This window comes from Pseudomonas sp., assembly GCF_030696055.1.
GTDB lineage: Bacteria > Pseudomonadota > Gammaproteobacteria > Pseudomonadales > Pseudomonadaceae > Aquipseudomonas.
The window spans coordinates 1-19,729 of the sequence record NZ_JAUYNP010000286.1 but is presented as its reverse complement, the minus strand read 5'-3'; the positions used below and the strand labels follow the sequence as shown (position 1 = coordinate 19,729).

At 62.0% G+C, this 19,729-nt stretch carries 19 protein-coding genes and 2 pseudogenes; 15 read left to right on the top strand and 6 right to left on the bottom strand.

Annotated features, from left to right (window positions below):
• Positions 1-58: 58 nt before the first annotated feature.
• Positions 59-784, bottom strand: a complete 726-nt coding sequence (locus Q8Q83_RS20300; RefSeq protein WP_371132426.1) for a methyl-accepting chemotaxis protein — start codon at positions 782-784, stop codon at positions 59-61.
• 141 nt (positions 785-925) lie between these two features.
• A pseudogene (locus tag Q8Q83_RS20295) lies at positions 926-1,132 on the bottom strand (methyl-accepting chemotaxis protein); the annotation flags it as partial.
• A gap of 1,082 nt (positions 1,133-2,214) precedes the next feature.
• Here Q8Q83_RS20295 and Q8Q83_RS16895 point away from each other — a divergent pair.
• Positions 2,215-2,952, top strand: coding sequence for a DUF599 domain-containing protein (locus Q8Q83_RS16895; RefSeq protein WP_305625290.1), 738 nt, complete (start codon positions 2,215-2,217; stop codon positions 2,950-2,952).
• Positions 2,949-3,338 (top strand): MAPEG family protein, encoded by a 390-nt coding sequence (locus tag Q8Q83_RS16890; RefSeq protein ID WP_305625289.1) that lies wholly within the window; start codon positions 2,949-2,951, stop codon positions 3,336-3,338. The genes Q8Q83_RS16895 and Q8Q83_RS16890 overlap by 4 nt, the downstream gene beginning before the upstream one ends.
• A 58-nt stretch (positions 3,339-3,396) precedes the next feature.
• Here Q8Q83_RS16890 and Q8Q83_RS16885 read toward each other — a convergent pair whose 3' ends face one another.
• Positions 3,397-3,687 carry a hypothetical protein gene (locus tag Q8Q83_RS16885; RefSeq protein WP_305625288.1) on the bottom strand — a complete coding sequence of 97 codons (291 nt, stop codon included), beginning with the start codon at positions 3,685-3,687 and terminating at the stop codon, positions 3,397-3,399.
• Positions 3,688-3,868: 181 nt separating this feature from the next.
• Here Q8Q83_RS16885 and Q8Q83_RS16880 point away from each other — a divergent pair, with 181 nt between their 5' ends.
• The 6 genes and pseudogenes from Q8Q83_RS16880 to Q8Q83_RS16855 all read left to right on the top strand — a co-directional run bounded on the left by Q8Q83_RS16880 (position 3,869) and on the right by Q8Q83_RS16855 (position 9,199).
• The gene (locus Q8Q83_RS16880; protein ID WP_305625287.1) at positions 3,869-4,342 is read left to right on the top strand and encodes a PaaI family thioesterase; all 474 of its coding nucleotides are present in this window, start codon (positions 3,869-3,871) and stop codon (positions 4,340-4,342) included.
• The gene (locus Q8Q83_RS16875) at positions 4,339-4,785 is read left to right on the top strand and encodes a PaaI family thioesterase (protein WP_305625286.1); all 447 of its coding nucleotides are present in this window, start codon (positions 4,339-4,341) and stop codon (positions 4,783-4,785) included. The genes Q8Q83_RS16880 and Q8Q83_RS16875 overlap by 4 nt, the downstream gene beginning before the upstream one ends.
• 48 nt (positions 4,786-4,833) lie before the next feature.
• Positions 4,834-6,087, top strand: coding sequence for an MFS transporter (locus Q8Q83_RS16870; RefSeq protein ID WP_305625285.1), 1,254 nt, complete (start codon positions 4,834-4,836; stop codon positions 6,085-6,087).
• 96 nt (positions 6,088-6,183) lie between these two features.
• A complete protein-coding gene (gene htpG / locus Q8Q83_RS16865; RefSeq protein WP_305625284.1) occupies positions 6,184-8,097 on the top strand; it encodes a molecular chaperone HtpG in 1,914 nt (637 codons plus the stop codon).
• A 122-nt stretch (positions 8,098-8,219) separates the two neighbouring features.
• Positions 8,220-8,366: pseudogene (locus tag Q8Q83_RS16860) on the top strand (dienelactone hydrolase family protein); the annotation flags it as partial.
• A gap of 368 nt (positions 8,367-8,734) precedes the next feature.
• Positions 8,735-9,199: a DUF3859 domain-containing protein gene (locus Q8Q83_RS16855; protein WP_305625283.1), complete on the top strand. Its 465-nt coding sequence runs from the start codon at positions 8,735-8,737 to the stop codon at positions 9,197-9,199.
• A gap of 339 nt (positions 9,200-9,538) precedes the next feature.
• On the opposite strand, the gene fabB is transcribed toward Q8Q83_RS16855, so the two are convergent.
• The 3 genes from fabB to Q8Q83_RS16840 form a co-directional block, all read right to left on the bottom strand.
• Positions 9,539-10,759 carry a beta-ketoacyl-ACP synthase I gene (gene fabB, locus Q8Q83_RS16850; RefSeq protein ID WP_305625282.1) on the bottom strand — a complete coding sequence of 407 codons (1,221 nt, stop codon included), beginning with the start codon at positions 10,757-10,759 and terminating at the stop codon, positions 9,539-9,541.
• Between the two features lie 12 nt (positions 10,760-10,771).
• Positions 10,772-11,287, bottom strand: coding sequence for a 3-hydroxyacyl-[acyl-carrier-protein] dehydratase FabA (gene fabA / locus Q8Q83_RS16845; RefSeq protein WP_305625281.1), 516 nt, complete (start codon positions 11,285-11,287; stop codon positions 10,772-10,774).
• 206 nt (positions 11,288-11,493) lie between these two features.
• Positions 11,494-13,422, bottom strand: coding sequence for an ATP-binding protein (locus Q8Q83_RS16840; protein WP_305625280.1), 1,929 nt, complete (start codon positions 13,420-13,422; stop codon positions 11,494-11,496).
• A 279-nt stretch (positions 13,423-13,701) separates the two neighbouring features.
• Between Q8Q83_RS16840 and Q8Q83_RS16835 the strand changes: the two genes are divergently transcribed.
• From Q8Q83_RS16835 to Q8Q83_RS16805, 7 genes are all read left to right on the top strand, one after another.
• Positions 13,702-14,724 carry an NAD(P)H-dependent glycerol-3-phosphate dehydrogenase gene (locus Q8Q83_RS16835; RefSeq protein ID WP_305625279.1) on the top strand — a complete coding sequence of 341 codons (1,023 nt, stop codon included), beginning with the start codon at positions 13,702-13,704 and terminating at the stop codon, positions 14,722-14,724.
• A 35-nt stretch (positions 14,725-14,759) separates the two neighbouring features.
• Positions 14,760-15,107, top strand: a complete 348-nt coding sequence (locus Q8Q83_RS16830; RefSeq protein WP_305625278.1) for a DUF4389 domain-containing protein — start codon at positions 14,760-14,762, stop codon at positions 15,105-15,107.
• Between the two features lie 10 nt (positions 15,108-15,117).
• On the top strand, positions 15,118-15,582 hold the full coding sequence (sixA, locus tag Q8Q83_RS16825; RefSeq protein ID WP_305625277.1) for a phosphohistidine phosphatase SixA: 465 nt from the start codon (positions 15,118-15,120) through the stop codon (positions 15,580-15,582).
• A gap of 114 nt (positions 15,583-15,696) precedes the next feature.
• On the top strand, positions 15,697-17,364 hold the full coding sequence (locus Q8Q83_RS16820; protein ID WP_305625276.1) for an AMP-binding protein: 1,668 nt from the start codon (positions 15,697-15,699) through the stop codon (positions 17,362-17,364).
• Between the two features lie 315 nt (positions 17,365-17,679).
• The gene (locus Q8Q83_RS16815) at positions 17,680-18,489 is read left to right on the top strand and encodes an alpha/beta fold hydrolase (RefSeq protein WP_305625275.1); all 810 of its coding nucleotides are present in this window, start codon (positions 17,680-17,682) and stop codon (positions 18,487-18,489) included.
• The gene (locus Q8Q83_RS16810) at positions 18,486-19,349 is read left to right on the top strand and encodes an alpha/beta hydrolase (protein ID WP_305625274.1); all 864 of its coding nucleotides are present in this window, start codon (positions 18,486-18,488) and stop codon (positions 19,347-19,349) included. The genes Q8Q83_RS16815 and Q8Q83_RS16810 overlap by 4 nt, the downstream gene beginning before the upstream one ends.
• Positions 19,350-19,400: 51 nt before the next feature.
• Positions 19,401-19,729: glutathione S-transferase N-terminal domain-containing protein (locus Q8Q83_RS16805; protein WP_305625273.1), on the top strand; the 329-nt coding region annotated here is incomplete at its 3' end.

The window sequence follows — 19,729 nt, the reverse complement described above, 5'->3', positions numbered from 1 at the left end:
CACTTTGGTGCACTGGCCTGTTTGGTACGACCTGTAGCGTATCGGCTCATCCGGCTTCCTAGGCGGAGCTGCCCAGGTTGAAGTGCCGCACCTGGGCATGCAGGCGCTCGGCCAATACGGCGAGGCTCTGGCTGGCCTCTGTGACCTCGTTGGAGCCCTCGGTGTTATCGCTGGCCAGGTCGCGAATCATCTCGATGCGCTGGCTGATGTCGTGGGCCACTGCTGCTTGCTGCTCGGCCGCGCTGGCGATCTGGATGGCCATTTCGCTGATCTCGCGATTGGCCCCGGTGATGGTTTGCAGCGCCTGTCCGGCTGCCGCGGCCTGACTGGCACCGGTTTCGGCCTGGGTGCGGCTCTGGCTCATGACGCTGGCGGCTTTCTGCGCACCCTCTTGCAGACGCTCGATCATGCCCTGGATTTCCATGGTGGAATCCTGGGTGCGCTTGGCCAGCGAACGCACTTCATCGGCTACCACGGCAAAGCCACGACCCTGTTCGCCGGCGCGGGCCGCCTCGATCGCGGCATTCAGCGCGAGCAGGTTGGTCTGGTCGGCGATGCCGCGAATCACATCGAGAATGCTGCCAATATTGGCGGTGTCCTGCGCCAGGCTGTGCACCACGCTCGCGGCATCGCCGATGTCATGGGACAGGGTGTTGATGGAACTGACCATCTGCCCGACCAGTTGCTGACCGCTATTGGCGGCCAGGTCGGCGCGTTGTGCGGCTTCGGCGGTTTGGCTCGAGTGACGGGCGACTTCCTGCACGGTCGCGGCCATTTCGGTCATCGCGGCGGCCACCTCGGTGGTGTGCAGCTCCTGTTGCTTGAGGTTGTGCTGGGTGGTCGTGGTGGTGCTGGTCAGCTGCGAGGCGGAGACACTCAGTTGGGTGCTGGAATGCACCACATTGCTGACGATCTCGCGCAGTTTGCTGACCATCTGGCTGAACGAATGGGACAGCACGCCAAACTCACCGCCGCTCTGGGCGCCGAGGTGGGTGCCCAGTTCGCCAGCGGCGACCTTGCACGCCTCGTCGCTCAAGCGCAGCAGGGCGCCCGTGACCTTGCGCCGAATGGCGAAGATGCCCAGCACGGAAATGATCACCAGCAGCACCACCACTGCAGTTACCGCCGCCATATAGCGCTCACCGATCTGGGTGTAGTGCAGCACGCTGTCACCGGTGCGCTTATCCAGCAGCTCGTAGAAGTCATCCACCGGCTGCATGATCTTGGCTTTTTCCGCGTGATACTCGGCGTTGTGCATCAGCTGACTGGCGAGGGCCAGGTCTGGCTCGCCTTGGCGAGTGAAACCGCCCTGGCCGTCGGCGAAGCGGCCTTTCACCGCATTCATCGCCGCGGTTTCGATCAGCACCAGGGTGTCTGAATTGGCCTGGGCCTCGGCCAGCTTGTCCAGTTCGGCCGCGCTGAAGCCTTGGCGGCGCATCAGTTCGAGCAGTGGCAGGGTTTCGCCATTAGCCCGCGGCGCGGCGTGGCCGGCGGCGATAAAGTCCCAGTACAGGCGTTCGGATTGCTGCGGGCGCGGCCGTTTGCCGTTACGGATATCCAGCACTTGCCAATATTGCTGCTCAAAGCGCGCATCGCCACTCATGGCGTAGGTGCGGGCCAGGCGGGTGAGGTCATCGGAGCTTTGCCGCAGTTCGTCCGCCAGCAGATAGGACTGATAGCGGTTTTCCTGGCTATCGGTCAGCTGGCCCTGGTTGATGATCATCAGTATCACCAGGACGGCGAGCAGGCTGGTGCAGAAGATGATGGTGGCGAAAATAAGGGAAAACAGACGCTGCACGGACATAAGGGCTCTCCTTGGCGTATGTGGGTGACTTCCTGTCAGAAAGGCAGTGGCAGTGCTGGGCTTTGAATGCCTTTCTAATGCAGTGAGTGGTGTTCGTTAGTGGTGCGTTGCGCACCTGTCTGGTGCGAAGTCTGTCACAGCTTTGTCTAGAATCAACAACTTTGCAAGTAAACGAATGGCTCTATTCCAATACTCAGCGCTGAGCATAAGACCTCTGTGGGTGATTTGTTCCGACACAGAGTTGCTTGCTTTATAAAGATGCATTGCTGGTTTGTGGCTTTATAAATAAGAAGAGTGCGCGGCATGATTGATCGCTGCCGTGTCCGTGCAACAGCAAGCAAGTTAAAAAAGCATAAGGCAGTCAGGCTGATACTGGCTGGTTATAATCCGGCCCTGGCAAGGGGGGATTTATGGGCTTTATCGATAACCATCTGTGGCAACAATTTGCGGCTATTGCTTGGTTTCTGTTGTGTTGGGGCGGCTATAGCCGCTATGCGCAGTTCAAGGGTCGAACAACGCCCTGTCTCGCCAGTGTCTTGCATCTTTATCGGGAGGATTGGATGCGCCGCATGTTGCTGCGCGAAAACCGCATAGCCGACGCCAATGTGATAGGCAATCTGGAGCGTAACGCCTCATTCTTCGCCTCCAGCACCCTGATTATCCTGGCCGGTATTCTCACCGTCCTCGGGGCCTCTGATCGCGCGGTGTCGCTGCTCGCCGATCTGCCTTTTGTCCAGGCGGCCAGCCGGGAAATGTCCGAGGTCAAGTTGCTCTGCCTGGGCATGGTGTTTGTCTACGCTTTCTTCACCTTCAGTTGGTGCATGCGCCAATACAACTTTGCCGCGGTGCTGGTGGGTTCGGCACCGATGATGGGCGAGCGGCATGTCACCGAGCAGGAGCGCAAGGCCTTTGCCGAGCGCACCGCGCGGGTGATTTCGATGGCGGCTAACCAGTTCAACCAGGGCTTGCGTGCTTATTACTTCGGCATGGCGATCCTGGCCTGGTTTATCAACCCCTGGTTTTTCATGCTGGTCAGCGCCGGTGTGGTATTGGTGTTGTACCGCCGCGAGTTTCATTCCGATGTACTGGAAGTCATGGTCTACACCCAGACCCCGGCATTCGAGCCGCCCAAGGAGAAAAGCGCATGAGTCTGCCGTTTTGGTGCATCTTTATCAGTGCGTTATTGATCTATCTGGCCAAGGCGCCGGTGGCCAAGGCCATGAACGAGGAGGGCGGGGGTTACGACAACCATCATCCGCGCGCTCAGCAAGCCCGCTTGACTGGCTTCGGTGCGCGGGCGCTGGCGGCCCATATGAACAGCTTCGAGGCCTTCCCGCTGTTTGCCGTGGGCGTACTGATGGCTCATGTGACCAATAACCATGGCCCGCTGGTGGATATTCTGGCCGTGACCTTTGTCGTCGCGCGCGTGCTGTACCTGGCGCTCTACTGGGCCGACCTGCATTGGCAGCGTAGCCTGGTCTGGGCGGTGGGGCTGCTGTGCAGCCTGTTACTGATGCTGGTAGCCGCGCTATAAAAGCGGCACAAAGAATCAGGCCCGCATCATGCGGGCCTGATTCTTTACAGCCTGAGAGTTACTGGGCGTCTCCTGCGTCTTTAACCTCGTCGCCGGCTTCTTCGATGGCGTCAGCCGCATCGTCGACCGCCTCTTCGATCTTCTCGCCAGTGCTCGGCTCGGTGCCCATCACCGCATCGGCTTTGTCTTCGCTGGCTTCGCCGGTTTCGTCGATGGCATCACCCATGGATTCAATCGCTTCGGCTGCGGACTCCTTGGCCGACTCGACTTTGTCTTCCGGGGTCTTGTCGCAGGCCGCCAGGCCCAGCATGGCGGCGAGAAGCAGGGCGTAAGTGAAGGGTTTTTGCACGGTTGGTACTCCTTGTGGATGTTCGTCGTTGCCGGGTTGCCCCACGCATAACCGATTAAACAACGCGGATTCGCCGAAGTTCCCTGTGAGTTGCCTTGTTTCTGCGCGACGCTAGTGTGCCGGATTTAGCCTGAGGCGCTATCATGCGCACCCTTTGTGCCCTTGTCCTGGGATTGAAATCATGAGCGACTCCCCCCTTGTTGAGAGGGCGCAGCGTTTTCTCGCGGTATTGCGCCATTGCCAGCTGCTCGGCATGAGCGTGCATAGTGCCGACCCGCAGGGCTTGATCCTGCGCTTGCCCTACAGCCCGCAGATAGTCGGCAATCCGGAAACCGGGGTGATCCATGGCGGCGCCATTACCACCCTGATGGACACCACCTGCGGTATCTCCACGGTGTGCGTGCTGCCGGAGTTCGAGATCTGCCCGACCCTGGATCTGCGTATCGACTATATGCACCCGGCCGAGCCGAATAAGGATGTCTACGGTTTCGCCGAGTGCTACCGGGTCACGCCCAATATCATCTTCACCCGTGGTTACGCCTACCAGGATGACCCGTCCCAGCCGATCGCCCACGTGGTCGGGGCCTTTATGCGCATGGGCAAGCAGGCGCAAAGCGCCAAGGCGCTTAGCAGCATGCAAGGAGCCAAGCAATGAGCGCCCTGAACCTCAATCAGCTGGTGCGCGAGGCCCACGAGCAGAACAACTACGACTCGCTGATCAGCCTGATTCCCTATGCCAAGTTGCTCGGCATCGAGTGCCTGCGGCTGGGCGACGATATGGTATTTCGTTTACCGGCCAACCAGGATTGCATCGGCAACCCGACCTTGCCGGCGCTTCATGGCGGGGTGATCGCCGGGTTTATGGAGCATTCGGCGATGCTGCACCTGCTGATGTTTATGGGCATTCCCCATTTACCGAAAATCATCGACTTCTCGATAGATTACCTGCGCGCCGGTCATTATCGTGACACCTACGTGCAGTGCCAGGTGTGGCGACAGGGTCGCCGTGTGGCCAACGTGGCGATCACCGCCTGGCAAACCAAGCAAACTGAACCTATCGCGACCGCCCGTGCTCATTTCAAGGTCGATGAGCCTTAAGCCCCGGGCCGCCGCTGGATAAGTTCGCCCCTATACAAGGACTACTGAATGGATGCGCTGCTGATTCTGGGTGGCTTGTTGCTGATCCTCGCCGGGTTGGTCTGGCTGGTGATGCGCGCGTTCGCGACCAGCCTGCTGTGGGGCTGGGGCAGCTTGCTGCCGCCCTTGACCCTGCTCTATGTGCTGCGCCACTGGCGTTTGGCGCGGCCGCCGCTGGTGCTCAGCGGCCTGGGCTTTATTCCGCTGATAGTGGGTATGACCCTGCTCGCCAGTCAGGATGCCCAGCGCCTGGAGGCCATCCTCAGCCTGCAATGGCTCAAGGCGGAGGTGCTGGCACCGGCCGAGCTGGCCATCGCCCTGAATGGCGAGTTGCATGGCCGGCCCTTTATGCCGCAGCAGGGCGAGTTGATCGACGGCGTGTTGAGCCTGCGCGAGGGGCAGGATTTCTTTGCCCAAAGCGAGCTGATCATCCGGCTGCCGCAAACCAGCAAAGGCCCGCTGCGTCTGGATGTACTGCCCGCCGATAAGGGGGTATTGCCGGAGGTGGAAATCAGCTGGCTGCTGCCCGAGCAGGAGCTACCCGAGGCGCGGCGCTTGAGCCATGGCTACACCCTGCACCTGGATCTGCAGCCGCTGGCGCCGAACAAGCTGGCGGGCGATTTTCATCTGGTGCTGCCGCCTCAGTTCAAAACCAGCCTGAGCGGCCGGGTCGAGCTGTTCAGCGATGGTTTGCGCTACAAGGCTGGCAAGGTCGATCGGCATGTCGACTCGGCCGATACCCTGGCCTATGTGATTGAGGATTACCTGCAGCGGCGGTTCGTCACGCGCCAGGTCAAGCTGTACAAGCTGGCGGCCGTCACTTTCCCGGCCGAGCGCTTTGACCTGACCGTGCAGGCGCTGATCGAGGATCAGCCGCAGCAACTGCCCCTGCAGCTGAAAAAGACCGAGCAGCGCGGCTGGGCAGTGGCGGACGACAGCTTCGCCAGCTTGCCGGAACCGCAGGTCGCGGCAGTGGCACCAAGCCGCGCTGTGCTGGCCGAGGCGGCCAGCCCCGAGCGTGTCAGTCGCCCGCTGGATCGTCGTCTGCGCTTTAGCCTGGATGCCTTGCTGCGTAACCCCAACCGTTACCAGAACCTCAGCATGCGGGTGGCGACCGAGCGCGGCAATACTGCCGAAGGACGCTTTCAGGGCGTCGATCAGGACGGCCGGATCATGCTGCGTCAGCGCATGAAGGGGCAGGGCGAGGCCAGCTATAGCCTGCGCCCCGAGGAAGTCAGTCGCATCGAATTGCTCGAGCCTTAATCTGCGCTAGCCAAGCACTTGAAATTTCACGGCATGCCCCCACCTGTATGACATCCGCCGCGCTGCGGCTTAGTCAACAATGTGGAGTTAGAGACCATGAGTGTGGAAACTCAAAAAGAAACCCTGGGCTTCCAGACCGAGGTGAAGCAGCTGCTGCACCTGATGATCCATTCGCTGTATTCGAACAAGGAAATCTTCCTCCGCGAACTGATTTCCAACGCCTCGGATGCCACCGACAAGCTGCGTTTCGAGGCCTTGGCCAAGCCGGAGCTGCTGGAAGGCGGCGCCGAGTTGAAGATCCGCGTCAGTTTCGATAAAGAAGCCCGGACCGTCACCCTCGAAGACAACGGCATCGGCATGAACCGTGAAGAGGCGGTCACCCACCTGGGCACCATCGCCAAGTCCGGCACCGCCGACTTTATGAAGCACCTGTCCGGCGACCAGAAGAAGGATTCGCACCTGATCGGCCAGTTCGGCGTGGGCTTCTACTCGGCCTTTATCGTCGCCGACCGGGTCGACGTATTCAGTCGTCGCGCCGGCCTGCCGGCCAGCGAGGGGGTGCACTGGGAATCCCATGGCGAAGGCGAATTCAGCGTCGCCAGCATCGACAAGCCGGAGCGTGGTACCCGCGTAGTGCTGCACCTGAAAGCCGCGGAAGACGAGTTCGCCGATGGCTGGCGTCTGCGCAATATCATCAAGAAATACTCCGACCATATCGCCCTGCCGATCGAGCTGCCGAAAGAGCCCCTTTCTTCTCTGGAGAGCGGTGAAGACGCGCCGGCCGCAGTCGAGTGGGAAACCGTCAACCGCGCCAGCGCCCTGTGGACCCGTCCGCGTACCGAGATCAAGGACGAGGAATACCAGGAGTTCTACAAGCATATCGGCCACGATTTCGAGAACCCCCTGAGCTGGAGCCACAACAAGGTCGAAGGCAAGCTGGAGTACAGCTCGCTGCTGTACGTGCCGGGTCGTGCGCCGTTCGACCTGTACCAGCGCGAAGCGCCGCGCGGCCTGAAGCTCTATGTGCAGCGCGTGTTCGTCATGGATCAGGCCGAGTCCTTCCTGCCGTTGTACCTGCGCTTTATCAAGGGCGTGGTGGATTCCAACGACTTGTCGCTGAACGTCTCCCGGGAAATCCTGCAGAAAGACCCGATCATCGACTCGATGAAGTCGGCGCTGACCAAGCGCGTGCTGGACATGCTGGAAAAACTGGCGAAGAACGAACCCGAGCAATACAAGGGCTTCTGGAAGAACTTCGGCCAGGTGCTCAAGGAAGGCCCGGCGGAAGACTTCGCCAACAAGGAGAAGATTGCAGGGCTCCTGCGCTTTGCCTCCACCCGCACTGAAGACGGCGAGCAGAGTGTCGGCCTGGCCGAGTACATCGCGCGCATGGCGGAAGGTCAGGACAAGGTCTATTACCTCACCGGTGAATCCTACGCCCAGGTGAAGAACAGCCCGCACCTGGAAGTCTTCCGCAAGAAAGGCATCGAGGTGCTGCTGCTCACCGACCGTATCGACGAGTGGCTGATGAGTTACCTGACCGAGTTCGACGGCAAGCATTTCGTCGACGTCGCCCGCGGCGACCTGGATCTGGGTAAGCTGGATTCGGAAGAAGACAAGAAGGCCCAGGAAGAAGTCGCCAAGGCCAAAGAAGGCCTGGTCGAGCGCCTGAAAAACGCGCTGGGTGAGCAGGTCGCAGAAGTGCGGGTTTCCCATCGCCTCACCGACTCGCCAGCCATTCTGGCCATAGGCGAACAGGACCTGGGCCTGCAGATGCGCCAGATCCTCGAGGCCAGCGGGCAGAAGGTGCCGGACTCCAAGCCGATCTTCGAATTCAACCCGGGCCACCCGCTGATCGAGAAGTTGGACGCCGAGGCCGATGAAGAGCGTTTCGCCGACCTCAGCCATATCCTCTTCGACCAGGCGGCACTGGCGGCTGGGGACAACCTGAAAGACCCGGCGGCCTATGTGCAGCGCTTGAACAAGTTGCTGGTCGAACTTTCCGCCTGACACCTGCAGTTAAAAATTAAGCCCGCGCAAGCGGGCTTTTTTCTGGGTGCGGCGAACATGGGCGCTACTGTTGCAGGGCTAGGGCGCAAGCCAGCCAGTACTGGATAGCCGCAAGTTGGGGGCAATTGCTCAGCTATGGCGGTGCGGTACATTCCTTCACCAATCCGCAGGCCAATATGCCGGGGCGCAACCCATACCACCCGCTAGTGGCCGCACGTGTCTATCGGGCGCGGAACCAGCTGTTCGACGAGCTGTTTTCCGTGCCCTGAGTGGGTTTCAGCGCGGCAACTCGATACGCGCGCTTTCACCTGGGACCGTTGGCCTCCTGGCGCGGTTGGATAAGCATTAGCCCGCTCATGCCCTGGCCTCCTCCAGGCGGGTGCTGATCTGCACCTCGCTGCTGCTCAGCAGCTTGTGGATCGGGCCTATGTCGATAGGGTGTAGCAGGCCTTGTTCATTGCTGATGTGGATCATGGCAACTCCAGGGCAACAGGTTAAGCCGCAAGCCTAGCCCGGCGCGATCGAGCAAGGTACATGGGCGATGACTCATAGCTTAACCGCAGTGGACTATTGGCACTGTCATTGCCCTGTCATGCAGCTGTCATAGGCTTGCGCCATCTAAAACAAGGAGCGAGATATGCCATATACCCGTTGCAGTGCGTTGGCCGCACTTATGCTGATGACTGGCCTGGTGCAGGCCGAAGTGCGCGTCGAGGGAGAGGTCGAATACGGCGTCTTCGCCAGCGATTACCAGGACTTTCAGCCCGGCGAACGGGTCCTGAGCCAGAGCAGTCAAGCGATAGAGCGTACCGAGGTGATTCCGGCCAAGCTGGGCACCAAGTTCGGCATGCGTTACAGCCTGGCGGGCAAGGCCAGCGATGGTGCGCCGTTAACCCTGCTCTACCTCACCCCTGGCGTCACCACGCCTGACGGCGTGCGGCATGACAAGTTTGTCGTCATGCAGAAGTTGGTGCCCGGAGCCCCTCAAGACGTGATGGCTTTCGAGTTCAGCGAAACCCATGAAATGGTCCCGGGCGAGTGGCAGTTCCTGGTGTTTCAGGACGACCGCAAGCTGGCCGAGCAGCGCTTTATAGTGCGTTGAGTGTTAGGGTCTGTTGCCGTTTCATCGCGAGCCGCGTTGCCGCGAGAAATGGCCCCCGGTTAGGCGCAGGACGCAGGTAATGGCATTCCCTTGCCAAGTCTTGCAACAACAGCGGGGGCATTTTTCGCGCAACCCGAAGGGCCGGGCCTGTTTTTGCGCGATGCGGCGTTTCTCGTCGCTCATTTGGAACAACCAAACCGCGCTCCTCGTGCCTTGCCTCGCGCAAAAACAGGCTCCGTCGCGGCCGCGAGTGAAACGGCAACAGACCCTAGTGGCACAAACGACAAGGCCACCCAATTGGGTGGCCTTGTCGTTTAGCGCATTTGACGCTCGGGCGATTTACTTGCCTGCCCAGCGCTTCAGCACCAGGGTGGCGTTGGTGCCGCCGAAGCCGAAGCTGTTGCTCATCACGGTATCGAGCTTGGCGTTCTCGACAGTGCTGCGCTGGATCGGCAGGTCGGTCATTTCCGGGTCGACTTCGTCGATATTCACCGAGCCGGCGATAAAGTTGCCTTCCATCATCAGCATGCAGTAGATCGCTTCCTGCACGCCGGCGGCGCCCAGGGAGTGACCCGTGAGGCTCTTGGTCGAGCTGATGGCCGGAGCCTTGGCGCCGAATACTTCACGCACCGCGCGGCTTTCCGCGAGGTCACCGACCGGGGTCGAGGTGCCGTGGGTGTTCAAGTAGTCGATCGGTGTGTCGACCGTGGCCAGGGCCTGCTGCATGCAACGCACCGCGCCTTCACCGCTCGGGGCGACCATGTCGTAGCCGTCGGAGGTGGCGCCGTAGCCGACGATTTCCGCATAGATCTTGGCGCCACGCTTGAGGGCGTGCTCCAGCTCTTCGACCACCACCATGCCGCCACCGCCGGCGATGACGACACCGTCACGCTTGGAGTCGTAAGCGCGCGAGGCTTTTTCCGGGGTTTCGTTGTACTGGGTGGAGAGGGCGCCCATGGCGTCGAACAGGAAGCTCTGGCTCCAATGTTCTTCTTCGCCACCGCCGGCAAATACGATGTCTTGCTTGCCCAGCTGGATCTGCTCCATGGCGTTGCCGATGCAATGGGCGCTGGTGGCGCAGGCCGAGGAGATCGAGTAGTTGACGCCCTTGATCTTGAATGGGGTGGCCAGGCAGGCGGAAACGGTGCTGCCCATGGTGCGCGGTACGCGGTACGGGCCGACACGCTTGACGCCCTTCTCGCGCAGGATGTCCATGGCTTCCATCTGGTTGAAGGTGGAAGCACCGCCGGAACCAGCGATCAAACCAACCCGTGGGTTGGAGATTTCATCGCTGCTGAGGTTGGCATCCTTGATCGCCTGTTCCATGGACAGGTAGGCGAAGGCGGCGGCATCGCCCATAAAGCGATAGACCTTGCGGTCGATCAGCTCTTCCAGGTTGAGGTCAACCGAGCCGGACACCTGGCTGCGCAGGCCCATCTCGGCATAGGCAGGATTGAAACGAATGCCTGACTTGCCAGCACGCAGGCTGGCAGAGACGGTGGCTTTGTCATTGCCCAGGCAGGAAACGATACCCAGGCCGGTAATCACGACGCGACGCATGCGGGGAGTCCTTTAGAAATTGTCGGTAGAGGTGAACAGGCCAACACGCAGGCCTTCGGCGCTGTAGATCTCGCGGCCATCGACGCTGACGGTGCCATCGGCGATAGCCAGGACCAGGGAGCGGGCAATGGTGCGTTTGATATGGATGTTGTAGGTGATTTTCTTGGCGGTCGGCAAGACCTGGCCGAAGAACTTCACTTCGCCCGAACCCAGGGCACGGCCACGGCCGGGATTGCCCTGCCAGCCGAGGTGGAAACCAACCAGCTGCCACATGGCGTCGAGCCCGAGGCAGCCCGGCATCACCGGGTCGCCTTCGAAATGGCAGGCGAAGAACCACAGGTCCGGGGTGATATCGAGCTCGGCGACTATTTCGCCCTTGCCGTACTTGCCGCCGGTTTCGCTGATGTGGGTGATGCGGTCGATCATCAGCATGTTCGGCGCGGGCAGTTGCGCATTACCTGGGCCGAACAGTTCGCCGCGGCTGCAGCGCAACAGGTCTTCCCGGGTGAAGGCGTTTTGTTTGGTCATGCGAGCTCCTCAATATGTCCCATGCGCCAGGGCTGGGCGAATCGTCCTGGCTGGCGGCGCAGTCTGTGCGCCCTCCAGCAGCCTAGTCATAGACTGTTGCGTTGTGGTGAAAGTCACAGCGCGGTAAGTACAGTTGTGCTCTGGCTTCGACATCTTGCCACAGCGGCGTGGCTGAAAAAGCCGATATGGATCAAGCCTGCAGCACTTTAGTCCGGCTGGCTACCCGCCGAAGGTCGAGGCACCAGCCAGCGCTGCAGTATCCGTTGCAAATCCGCGCGCTTGAAGGGTTTGGCCAGGTAGTCGTTCATCCCGGCATCCAGGCAGGCTTCGCGGTCACCCTGCAGGGCGTTGGCGGTCAGGGCGATGATCGGTATCGCGGCGCGGCCTGGCAGGCGGCGGATCTGCCGGGTGGCCTCATAGCCATCCATGATCGGCAGACGGCAATCCATCAGGATGCCGGCAAAGCTGCGTTGGCTGACGCTGTGCACGGCCTGGGCGCCATCGGCCACCAGGCTGACCTTATAGCCGAGGCTGCGCAGCATGGCTTCTATCACGGTCTGGTTGACCGGGTTGTCTTCGACCAGCAACACCTCTTGGCCCTGACCCTGGGCGCCTTCCAGGGCCCTGTCCGGCAGCACTGGGTGTGCCTGCTGGGAGAAGGGCAGCGGTACTTCCAGGGTAAAGACCGAGCCCTGGCCTTCCTGGCTTTGCGCGCGCAGGGTGCCGCCCATGCGCTCGGCCAGGGTGCGGGCAATCGGCAGGCCCAGCCCGGTGCCGCCGTAACGTCTTGAAATAGAAGAGTCGGCCTGCTGGAAGGCGTCGAACATATGTTCCAGGCGCTCGGGGGAAATGCCGATGCCGCTGTCGTGTACCGCGCAGCTGAACCACAGCACCTGGTTATCCAGGGCTTGCCAGTGGGTTTCCACGCGGATGCTGCCTTCTTCGGTGAACTTCAGCGCGTTGCCGATCAGGTTGACCAGGATCTGCCGAATACGCGTCGGGTCGCCTTGCACCTCCAGCTGTTCCAGACCGCCTTGGGTCTCCAGTTGCAGTTGCAGGCCGCGCTGCTGGGCGCTGTGCTGGAACACCTGAATCGAGCTTTGCAGCAGGTCGAGCACGTTGAACGGAATGCGTTCCAGCTCCAGGGCGCCGCGCTCGATGCGCGAGAAGTCGAGAATATCGTTGATGACCTTCAACAGGTGCTCGGTGGATTCGGTGGCCAGCGCCGCGTATTCCTCCTGTTCCTTGGTCATCTCGGTGGTTTCCAGCAGCTGCAGCATGCCCAGTACACCGTTCATGGGGGTGCGCAGTTCGTGGCTCATCATGGCCAGAAAGTCCGATTTGGCCCGGTTGGCCAGCTCCGACTGCTCGCGGGCCTGGATCAGCAGGGTCATGGCCCGCTTCTGCTCGTCGCTGGCGCTGGCCAGGCCATTGGCGAGGTTGTTGATATGCCGCGCCAGGGCGCTGAGCTCGCCATTGCCGATTTCCGGCAATGTGGTCTGGTAGTTGCCAGCCTGAATCGCGCTGACGGCCTCGCCCATGGCGCTCAGGGGTTGCGACAGGTGCCGGGCCAGGCGGCGTGCCAGGAGGAAGGTGAGGACCAGGGCACAGAGTGCCAGCAGGGTGGCCTTGAACAGGATTTCCTGTTGCCGGGTATTGAAGGCGTCATTCGACATGCCGACCACCACATGGCCCAGGTAATCGTCGAGCAGAGGGTCCTGCTCGATTTTTTTCTTATAGAGGGAGGCGTTGTTCAGCTCGGCGGCTTGCAGGCGAATGGGCGCCTGGAAAACCTCCACCTGGCTGCTGGCCTGGTCGCTGCCTGGCGCTTGCTCGACATACACCAGGATATTGCCCCTGTGGTCGCGTACTTCGAGAAAACGCACATGAGGGGTTTTCAGGGTGGCTTGCAGCAGCGATTCGAGCACTTCCAGGTTGCCGGAGATCACCCCGTACTTGCTCGCCGGCGCCAGTTGGCTGGCGATCAGCTGGCCATTGTGGGTGAGCTCCTGACGCAGGTCCTGCAGGCGGGCAAAGGTGAAATAGCCGGTCAGCAGCAGGGTCAACAGCAATGCCGGGCCGACGCTGATCAGCTGCGTGCGGGTATGGATATCCCAGCCATGGCGCAGCTTCATGGGGTTTCTCCGCATGACCTCAAAGCGCACGGGCTGAAGTCGGGGAGCCACAGATTGACTGAGGGCTCGTCGCTGGCCAAAGCTATCGGCCAGAGAGCATAGGGAGGAGCTTGGATGCTGTTAATCACGCAACAACCTTGTCAGCGTTAAAGCTTGCATGTTAACCGAGCCCGAGGGCTTTGCCAGTGCCAGTGCGGCGGCTAAACACTGGTCGCTGACTCATGGCTCCGTATAATGCGCCAATTCAGCACTCTAATAATGGCCTAACACGGATGCTCTATGACTGATCAGCACCCCATCGCCGTGCTTGGCGGCGGTAGCTTCGGCACGGCGATTGCCAATCTGTTGGCGGAAAATGGCCAGCGCGTACTGCACTGGATGCGTGACGCGCAGCAGGCCCAGGCCATTCGTCTGACCCGCGAGAACCCGCGCTACCTCAAAGGCATCAAGATTCATCCGGGGGTGGAGCCGGTGACCGATCTGCCGGCTACCTTGCAGGCCTGCCAGCTGATATTCGTGGCGCTGCCTTCCAGCGCCTTGCGCCAGGCGTTGCAACCGGTTGCCGAGCTGCTCAGCGGTAAGTTGCTGATCAGCACCACCAAGGGCATCGAGGCGCAGAGCTTTCTGCTGATGAGTCAGATTCTCGAGGACATCGCCCCCCAGGCGCGCATTGGCGTGCTCTCCGGGCCCAACCTGGCGCGCGAGGTGGCCGAGCATGCGCTGACCGCCTCGGTGATCGCCAGCGAAGACGAGGATCTCTGCCAGCAGGTCCAGGCCGCGCTGCACGGCCGCACGTTCAGGGTCTATGCCAGTGGCGACCGCTTCGGCGTCGAGCTTGGTGGAGCGCTGAAAAACGTCTATGCGATCATCGCCGGCATGGCCGCGGCCATGGGCATGGGCGAGAACACCAAGAGCATGCTGATCACCCGCGCCCTGGCGGAAATGACCCGCTTCGCGGTCAAACTGGGCGCCAACCCCATGACCTTCCTCGGCCTGGCCGGGGTCGGCGACCTGATTGTCACCTGTTCGTCGGCCAAGAGCCGTAACTATCAGGTGGGTTTCGCCCTTGGCGAAGGGCTTAGCCTGGAGGATGCGGTGGCGCGCCTGGGCGAGGTGGCGGAAGGGGTGAACAGCATCCGCGTGTTGAAGTCCAAAGCCGAGGAATTGCAGGTGTATATGCCGCTGGTCGCCGGTTTGCATGCCATCCTGTTCGAGGGGCGCACCCTGGAGCAGGTCATAGGGGCGCTGATGAGTGGTGATCCGAAGACCGATGTCGACTTTATTCCCACTACAGGTTTCTGAGGTTTTGCCTTTCTGAAGCGTTCAAGGAGATTGCCATGAGTGACGAAAACCAAGAGCTGCAGCGCGAGTCCATACTGCTGCGCATCCTCTGGATGCTGCTGTTCGCCATAGTCTGGCAACTGGCGGAGCTGCTGCTCGGCGCCGTGGTGCTGTTGCAACTGGGCTACCGCCTGTTCTATGGCGCGCCGAATGCCGGCCTGTTGGGCTTTGGCGACAGCCTGAGCCAGTACCTGGCGCAGATCGGCCGCTTCGGCACCTTTAACTCGGATGAAAAGCCCTGGCCGTTCGCCGATTGGCCGATCCCGCAGGCGCCCAAAGGTGAGGCGCCCCACGTGCTGGAGCCGGCTGCGCACCCGGCGCGCGACGAAGAGCCCAAGCTGTGAGTGCAGGCCTATGAGGTTGTGGCTGCTCCGCCATGGTGAGGCCGAGCCCAGCGCCCGTAGCGATGCCGAGCGCAACCTGACGGCCCATGGCCGGCAGCAGGTGCGTGAGGCGGCCGTGCAGCTGCAGGGGCGGCCATTAGGCGCCATGCTGGTCAGCCCCTATGTGCGGGCGCAACAGACCGCGGCCCTGGTGGCTGAGACCCTGGGCTTTGGCGGCGCGGTGCAGACCGTGCCCTGGCTGACCCCCGACAGCGACCCGCGCCAGGTGTTGCTGCAGCTGGATGCCTACCCGCTGGATGAGTTGCTGCTGGTGACTCATCAGCCCCTGGTGGGCGCGCTGGGTGGGCTGCTGGTGCATGGCAATCGCCAGCAAGCGCTGCCGATGTATACCGCCAGCCTGGCCGAACTCGAGGGCGAGATGGCGGTGGCGGGGCTGATGAACCTGCTCGCGCTGGTGCATCCGCCGCGCGGGTAACGCGCGACTACAGAGCGAAACATTTCTTCACTTGCGGCTCGCCTTTGTGCGTGGAATAGTCCGACCAAGCAATTGCTTGGTTGGCTCCACAAAAACAACAAAGGAGGAAGCCCTGTGGCTGATGCAAACCGTTTGCCGCTCGAGGTGTTTTACCAGCGCGAAGCGCGACACCCGAATAAACGCTATATGGTGCAGCCGCTGCCGGGCGGCCAGCTGCAGGAACTGACCTGGGCCGAGGTTGCCGAGCAGGCGCGCCGCGCGGCCAATTGGCTGCGCAGCCGGGAACTGCCGCAAGGCAGCCGCATCGCCATTCTGTCCAAGAACTGCGCGCACTGGATCATCAGCGACCTGGCGATCTGGATGGCCGGGCATGTCTCGGTGCCGCTCTACCCGAACCTTAGCGCCGACTCGGTGCGCCAAGTGCTGCAGCATTCCGCCGCGGCGCTGGTGTTCGTCGGCAAGCTGGATGACTGGCCGGCCATGGCTCCTGGCGTTCCCGAGGGCGTTGCGAGCATCGGCCTGCCGCTGCGTCCGGCGGGCGAATTCAGTTTCACCTGGGATGAACTGCAAGCCTGCACGCCGATTCAGGACAGCCCTAAACCGACGGCCGATCAGTTGGCCACCATCATCTATACCTCCGGCACCACCGGCACGCCCAAGGGCGTGATGCATCACTTCAGCAACTACGCGTTTGCCGCCAGCCATGCCACCGAGTTGTTCGGTGTCGGCGAGCAGGACCGGGTGTTGTCCTACCTGCCGTTGTGCCATGTGGCCGAGCGCATGTTTGTCGAACTGGCCTCCCTCTACGGCGGGCAAACGATCTTCTTCGCCGACAGCCTGGATACCTTCCTGGAAGACCTCAAGCGCGCGCGGCCGACTGTGATCTTCGGCGTGCCGCGGATCTGGACCAAGTTCCAGATGGGGGTGTACAGCAAGATGCCGGCGGCGCGCCTGGATTTCCTGCTCAAGCTGCCGCTGATCGGGCGTATTGTCGGCAAGAGGGTGCTGGCCGGCCTGGGCCTGGATGCGGTGCGCTACGCCTTGTCCGGCGCGGCCCCTGTGCCCGAGGCGTTGCTCAATTGGTACAAGCGCCTGGGCCTGGATGTGCTCGAGGTCTACGGCATGACCGAAAACTGTGGCTACTCCCATGTGTGCCGGCCGGGCAAGTTCAAGCAGGGCTGGATCGGCCAGCACAGCCCGGGTGTGGAGGTGCGCATCGCCGAGGACGGCGAGGTGCAGGTGCGCAGCGGCGCGACCATGCAGGGCTACTACCAGGACCCGGAGAAAACCGCGGAAACCCTCACCGCAGACGGCTACCTGCGCACCGGCGACAAGGGCGAGCAGGACGGCGAGGGCAACCTGCGCCTGACCGGACGGATCAAGGAAATTTTCAAGACCAGCAAGGGTAAGTACGTGGCGCCGGCGCCGATCGAGAACCGCCTGGCCGAGCACTCGCGCATCGAGCAGGTCTGCGTGGTCGGCGATGGCATGGCGCAGCCCATGGCCCTCTGTGTGCTTTCCGAGGTTGGCCGGCGCGAGGCCGCCAACGGCGCCCGGGGCGAGCTGGAAAGCAGCTTGCAAAGCCTGCTCGAGGAGGTCAATCAACACCTGGACAAGCATGAGCGCCTGCAGCGCTTGGTGCTGGTCAAGGATATCTGGGCGGTGGATAACGGCTTCCTCACCCCGACCCTGAAGATCAAGCGCAGCGTGGTCGAAGGCACCTATGGCGCGCGCTTCGGCGAATGGACCGCGCGCCGCGAAGCGGTGCTCTGGCACGAGTGACCGACCGAGTCAGCAGGCCGTTGAAAAATGTAGGCGAGGCTGCCGAGACAAGGCAAAAACAGGCGAGGAAGCGGAGTTTACGAGCTGTAAATGAGCATTCCGAGCCTGTTTTTAACGCCGTATCGGCAACGCAGGTAGTTTTTCAACGGCCTGCTAGCCGCTCCATTGAGCCCGATAACCCACCAGTACCCAGCCGACTGGCGGGCCTCCCATCAGATTTGGCCATAGTGCCGTTATTCATTGGCCGTTTTGTCATTGCTGTGCGGCCATGGCTGCCGGACAATCCTTGCTACTTTCTTGCATAAGCCCGTCGCCATGATCCAGCCCGTGTTTTTCGCCCATGCCAACGGCTTTCCCTCGGCCACCTACGGCAAGCTGTTTGCCGCCTTGGCGCCGGATTATCAGGTGCAGCACCTGGAGCAGCACGGCCACGACCCGCGTTTTCCGGTGAACGATAACTGGGGCAATCTGGTCGATGAACTGATTCACCACCTGCAGCAAAGCCCGCAGCCGGTGTGGGGTGTCGGCCATTCCCTGGGCGGGGTTCTGCACTATCACGCCGCGCTGTTGCGTCCGGAGTTGTATCGCGGGGTGGTGATGCTCGACTCGCCGGTGCTAACCCTGGCCGACAAACTAGTGATATGCGCGGCCAAGCGCTTCGGCTTTATCGACCGCATCACCCCGGCCGGGCGCACCCTGGGCCGCCGTGAAGAGTTCGTCGACCTGGCCGAGGCGCGCGGCTATTTCGCCGCCAAGAGTCTGTTTCGCCGTTTCGACCCCGAGTGCCTGGAGGCCTATGTGCAGCATGGCCTGCAGCCGGTGGGCAAGACGCTGCGCCTGCGCTTCGATCCGGCCACGGAAATCAGCATCTACCGCAGCGTGCCGCACACCAGTCCGGGCCGCCCGCAGCAGTTGCAGGTGCCGCTGGCCATGGTTCGCGGGCGGCATAGCCGGGTGGTCTTGCCGCATCACACCCACCTGGTGCGCCGCGTGCCGCAAGGCGAGTACCTGACTCTTGCGGGCGGCCATATGTTTCCCCTGGAGCGCCCGCAGGCTACCGCCGAGCTGCTGAAAAAGCTGTTCCAACGCTGGTCCGGCCAACCCCTCGATGAGCAACCCGCATGAGCCTGAACTTTGAAGAAGTGCGCCTGAGCCTGCCGCATATCGAACTGGCCGCTCACCTCTATGGTCCCGAGGATGGCCAACCCCTGATCGCCTTGCATGGCTGGCTGGATAACGCCGCCAGCTTTGCCCGCCTGGCGCCCAAGCTGTCGGGGATGCGGATTGTCGCCCTGGATTTCGCCGGCCATGGCCATTCCGACCACCGTCCACCGGGCGCCAGCTATGCGATCTGGGATTACGCGCATGACGTGCTGCAGGTCGCCGAGCAATTTGGCTGGCAGCGTTTTTCCCTGCTCGGCCACTCCATGGGCGCCATAGTCTCGGTGTTGCTGGCCGGGGCCATGCCCGAGCGGGTCGAACGCCTGGCGCTGATCGATGGCCTGATTCCCTATACCGGTGAGCCCGACAGCGCGCCGCAAAAACTCGGCGAGGCGCTCAAGGCGCAGCTGGCCCTGGCCGGCAAGAGCAAGCCGGTGTATGCCGAGTTTGCCCGCGCCGTGGAAGCGCGCATGCGCGGCGTCGGCGCGGTCAGCCGCGAGGCGGCCGAGTTGCTGGCACAGCGCGGCCTGATGCCGGTGCCCGGCGGCTACACCTGGCGCACCGACAGCCGCCTGACCTTGCCGTCGCCGCTACGCCTGACCCAGGCCCATGCCATGGCTTTCGTGCGGGCGCTGCAATGCCCGGTCAAACTGATCATGGCCGAGCAGGGCATGCTGTTCGCCCAGCCCAGCTTCAAGGCCTTGCTCGGCGACTTACCGCTCGAGGTCATCTCGCTGCCGGGTGGTCACCACCTGCACCTGGATGACGAGGCCGGGGCGCAGCTGGTAGCAGACTGTTGCAAAGCTTTCCTGCGCGCGTCTTGACTTGCCGAAGGCAACTGGGGAAAGGTGTGGCGGATTGTCATGGAGATGCACATGATCGACCTGTACACCGCCGCCACCCCCAACGGCCATAAGGCGTCTATCGCGCTGGAAGAGCTGCAGCTTCCCTATGCGGTCCACGCGCTGAGTTTCGACCAGCAAGAACAGAAATCCCCGACCTTTCTCAAGATCAATCCCAATGGGCGGATTCCGGCCATAGTCGACCGCGACAACGGCGATTTCGCCGTGTTCGAGTCCGGCGCCATCCTGCTCTATCTCGCCGAAAAAACCGGCCAGTTGCTGCCCAGCGACGCCAAGGGCCGCTCGCGGGTGATCCAGTGGCTGATGTTTCAGATGGGCGGGGTCGGCCCCATGCAGGGCCA